Annotated in this window: 3 protein-coding genes and 1 pseudogene; 3 read left to right on the plus strand and 1 reads right to left on the minus strand. The window is 61.3% G+C overall.

The window, feature by feature from the left end; translation table 11 throughout:
- Both ACP7D4_RS27630 and ACP7D4_RS27635 read left to right on the plus strand, forming a co-directional pair.
- Nucleotides 1-585 (plus strand): annotated as a pseudogene (locus ACP7D4_RS27630) (hypothetical protein); the annotation flags it as partial.
- Between the two features lie 2 nt (nt 586-587).
- Complete coding sequence (locus ACP7D4_RS27635) at nt 588-971, plus strand: DUF7668 domain-containing protein (RefSeq protein ID WP_426107932.1); 384 nt, start codon at nt 588-590, stop codon at nt 969-971.
- Between the two features lie 167 nt (nt 972-1,138).
- Here the strand turns inward: ACP7D4_RS27635 and ACP7D4_RS27640 are convergent, their stop codons facing one another.
- Nucleotides 1,139-1,540, minus strand: a complete 402-nt coding sequence (locus ACP7D4_RS27640) for a helix-turn-helix domain-containing protein (RefSeq protein WP_426212618.1) — start codon at nt 1,538-1,540, stop codon at nt 1,139-1,141.
- Between the two features lie 115 nt (nt 1,541-1,655).
- Between ACP7D4_RS27640 and ACP7D4_RS27645 the strand changes: the two genes are divergently transcribed.
- A partial coding sequence (locus tag ACP7D4_RS27645; protein WP_426212619.1) for a CHC2 zinc finger domain-containing protein occupies nt 1,656-3,886 on the plus strand: 2,231 nt, incomplete at its 3' end.

A 3,886-nucleotide genomic window follows, 5' to 3' on the forward strand; every position in this document is an offset into this window, starting at 1 on the left:
TTGAGCATTGATCCGGTGGTGACGGATGGAAATACCGGATCAAGTTTCAATCGGTACGCCTATGCCAATAACAGTCCATACAAATACGTCGATCCTGATGGGCGAAACCCTGCCGCCTTGCCTGCCTTTGGTGGAGGCATGTTGGTTTGTGGCCCAGTATGCGGTTTTGCTGCGGCATCGGTCGTGGTCATCGCCGGACTTTACGCTGTCGACAAGATTTCGAACTCGATGCAGTCAAGTGGCAGCGGGCCGTCGACGCCTAGGCCTACGGTTACGCCGACTGCACCGACAACGGCGCCGGGCATTGTTGGTAATTCCGGCACTTTGCCGAAGCTTCCCACAGGAATTGGTAGCGTGCCAGCGGCGGACAGAGATCCGAAGCGTCTTTTTAGCCCAGGGGAGCGTGAGGCAAAACGAGCAGAGCAAGATCATAAATGCGGAAACGGTTGCGGTGCGGACATCGATAAGTCAAACTCAAGTGGACATCATTCCGAGACACGTCATGCTGATGGTGGAACCACAACAACTGATAACCATTCAGAAGTCTGCAAAGACTGCCATAAGGAACTTCATGATGGAAAGTAAATATGAATGAAATTGTGCCTGTTTTGAAAGACGAGTTTAACCAAAGTCCGATTCCAACCGAATGGAGGCGCGCATTAACTGAGATAGTAGAGGGATTAAAAAATGGTGATTTCGATCTTGTCCGACGCGTCGATGGAGTTCGCCCAATTTCGACAGAAGATGAAATTAGAATTGCCCGCAACATCAACCGCTATGGCGCTCGATTGACCAGCCTGCCAGAAGCCACGTGGCATACTTCAGTGTGTCAGTGGATGATTGGATATTGGGACGCCTTGGTTGACCTTTACACCGAGCAGGAAGGAGCGAGCGACTTAGTTTTGGAGGTGCGTGTTTATGAAGAGAGTGTTGGTTTTGCTTACGAAATTCTTTCCGTGCATGTGCCCTAAGTGATTGGCGATGGTGTCAGGTTCGGATGTGAGCGGCAGAGGGTGAAAGCCGACATTTGGGCACTAGCTGATCGGTAGGATTTCCTTCTTTTAAAACAAAAAAAGCCACTTCCTCCGGAGCCCCGGATGCGAGTGGCTTTCTTCTTTTAGCGGCTAAGGAAATGCGTCTATGCGTTGGCCTGGGCCAGCACCGTTTCCAGCATCTCCATCACGAATTTCTGTTTCTGCTTGGGCAGCTCGCCGATGCGCTCGATGCTGCGTTCGAGCTGCGACATCGGCCCGCGCTTGCCGCGGCCGGCACGGCTTGATTCCCCAAACAATTCCTCCATCGGCACCTGCATCAAACGCGCCACCACCGGCAGCGCCGACACCGGTATGCGCCGGCGCCCGACCTCGTAGGCTTGCACGGTCTGCTGCGACACGCCCAGCGCCTCGGCCAGCTGCACCTGGGTGATGGCGTGCGTCTTGCGCAGGTTGGCGATGCGCTCGCCCAATGCGATAAAAAAGTCACGCTCTTCGGTGCTGATGGTCATGGCGGCTGTCGTCAGTTCATGGGATGGGACAGCCATACGATAACCCCTGTTTTACAAAATGAAGTTGAGTATACTACGAATCGTAGTATACTCGCCGCGAGTTATTTTTACGTTTACCCCCTTGACAGGGTTTGGAGCAAAAGGCGAATCCATGGCACGCATCCCGGAGCAAGAGATCGAGCGGCTAAAGCAGGACGTATCGGTGCAGCAACTGGCCGAAGCGCGCGGCATCGAGCTGAAAGGCCAGGGCGGCAACCTGCTGGGCCGCTGCCCCTTCCACGCCGACAAGACGCCATCGCTGGTGATCACGCCCGACAAGAACCTATGGCATTGCCTGGGCGCGTGCCAGGCTGGCGGCGGCCCCATCGACTGGGTGATGCGGGCCAACGGTGTCTCGTTCCGCCACGCCGTCGAACTGCTGCGTGCCGATCCTGATTTAGCCGCCGGGGTTGGTCAGCCGGTCACGGGATCGCATGTGCGCAAGCTGGCGCCACCGGTCGAACCCACCGTCGGCGCCGCCGCGCTGCTGAACCAGGTCGTCGACTTCTACCACCAGACCTTGCTCGAATCGCCCGAGGCGCTGGCCTACCTGGCCAAGCGCGGTTTGACCGATCCGGAAATGATCGCACGCTTCAAGCTTGGCTATGCCAACCGCACGCTGGGCTACCGCCTGCCGGCGAAGCGCGCGCAAGACGCTGCGGGCCTCAAGAGCCGGTTGCGCGAGATCGGCATCCTGCGCGAATCGGGCCACGAGCACTTCAACGGTTCCATCGTGGTGCCGGTGATCGACGGCGATGGCAACGTGACGGAGGTGTACGGCCGCAAGCTGCGCGACGACCTGCGCGGCGATACGCCACGGCACCTGTACCTGCCCGGGCCGCACAAGGGCGTGTGGAACGCGCAGGCGCTGCGGTGCGACGAGATCATCCTGTGCGAGGCGCTGATAGACGCGCTCGCGTTCTGGCAGGCCGGCTTCCACAACGTGACGGCCAGCTACGGCGTGGCCGGCTTCACGCCCGACCACGTGGCCGCGTTTGCGCGTAACGGCGTCAAGCGCGTGCTGATTGCCTACGACCGCGACGAGGCCGGCGACAAGGCCGCCGGCGCGCTGGCCGAACAGCTGCTTGCCGCTGGCATCGACTGCTGCCGCATCGCGTTCCCGAAAGGGATGGATGCGGCCGATTACGCGCTGAAGGTCACGCCGGCATCGAAGAGCCTGGGCATCCTGGTGCGCAAGGCGGCGTGGATGGGGAAAGGCGCGGCGCCGCAGGCGCCAGGCCAGCACCCTGAAGCGGTGGAATGCGAGACGCCCGCGCCGTCGTTGGAAACCGCGCCTGTTCGTGCCTTAGCAGCTTCACCTGCGGCTGCGCCCCCGTCGTCAACCATCGCCGCCGACGTCAAGGCCGACGAGGTCGTGTTCACGTTCGACGAACGACGTTACCGCGTGCGCGGCCTGCCGAAAAACCTGTCGCCGGAGACGTTGAAGATCAATCTGCTGGTGGCCGTCGGCGAGCGCTTCCACGTTGACACGCTGGACCTGTACAGCGCCAAGGGCCGCAGCCACTACCTGCAGCAGGCGGCCAAGGAGCTGGGCGTGCGCGACGACGTGATCAAGCATGACCTGGGCCGCATCCTACTCAAACTCGAAGCGCTGCAGGACGAACGCATCAAGGCGGCGACCACGGCGGCACCGGCCGTGCCGGCGCTGAGCGACGTGGAGCGCGAAGCGGCCCTGGCGATGCTGCGCGCGCCCGGCCTGCTGGAGCGGATCGTGGCGGACTTCGACGCCTGCGGTCTGGTGGGCGAGCGCACCAATAAACTGGTGGGCTACCTGGCGGCGGTCAGCCGCAAGCTGGACCGGCCGCTGGCGATCGTGGTGCAGTCCTCGTCGGCGGCCGGCAAGTCGAGCTTGATGGACGCGGTGCTGGCGATGATGCCGCAGGAGGAGCGCATCAAGTACAGCGCCATGACCGGCCAGAGCCTGTTCTACATGGGCGAGACGAACCTGCAGCACAAGATCCTGGCCATCGTCGAGGAGGAAGGCGCCAGCCGCGCCAGCTATGCATTGAAGCTCTTGCAAAGCGAAGGTGAGCTGACCATCGCCTCGACCGGCAAGGACGCCAACAGCGGCAACCTGGTCACGCAGGAGTACCGCGTTACGGGACCGGTGATGATCTTCCTGACCACCACCGCCATCGAGATCGACGAGGAGCTGATGAACCGCTGCATCGTGCTCACCGTTGATGAAGGCCGCGCCCAGACCGAGGCGATCCACAGCCTGCAGCGGCAGCGCCGCACCTTGCACGGGCTGATGGCGAAACAGGGCAAGGATGCGGTGCTGGCCCTGCACCGCAATGCGCAGCGCTTGCTGCGGCCGCTGGC

The organism is Massilia sp. TWP1-3-3, assembly GCF_049897805.1.
GTDB lineage: Bacteria > Pseudomonadota > Gammaproteobacteria > Burkholderiales > Burkholderiaceae_D > Telluria_A.

What these genes read in the sequence shown, in the direction of transcription:
- ACP7D4_RS27635 (WP_426107932.1), top strand. Translation starts at nt 588, where the DNA reads ATGAATGAAATTGTGCCTGTTTTGAAAGACGAGTTTAACCAAAGTCCG.
- ACP7D4_RS27640 (WP_426212618.1), bottom strand. Translation starts at nt 1,540, where the DNA reads ATGGCTGTCCCATCCCATGAACTGACGACAGCCGCCATGACCATCAGC.